Source organism: Photobacterium sanguinicancri (assembly GCF_002265265.1).
Lineage (GTDB): Bacteria > Pseudomonadota > Gammaproteobacteria > Enterobacterales > Vibrionaceae > Photobacterium > Photobacterium sanguinicancri.
Genome location: NZ_NOIF01000564.1, coordinates 1 through 326, shown reverse-complemented (window position 1 = coordinate 326; position 326 = coordinate 1). Strand labels below are relative to the sequence as shown.

At 45.4% G+C, this 326-nt stretch carries 1 protein-coding gene; it reads right to left on the bottom strand.

What is annotated here, in order from left to right; all coding sequences use genetic code 11:
- Positions 1-326, bottom strand: a 326-nt coding sequence (locus ASV53_RS25125; protein WP_189337990.1) for an RHS repeat-associated core domain-containing protein, incomplete at both ends; no start/stop codon positions are given.

The window sequence follows — 326 nt, the reverse complement described above, 5'->3', positions numbered from 1 at the left end:
GCATAACGGTAGTGATTTATTCCCCCCAATAAGCCAATCGGGTCTTGGTGGATAAAGCGACCCGTGATCGGATCGTAATAACGGAAGCGGTTATAGTGCAGGCCTGACTCGTCATCAAAATACTGCCCTTGGTAGCGTAGCGGGTTTTTGATTTTTTCTATGGTGATATCAGCTAAACCAAAGGTACGATAATTGGCTTGCCATACCGTTTCTCCGCAACTATCAGTAATCGTCAGGGGCGTACCTTGATGATCGGTGTGGAAATAGTAGACTTCACCGTTATCAATCAAAGCCAGTGGGGTGAAATCATTCGGTGCATAGATATA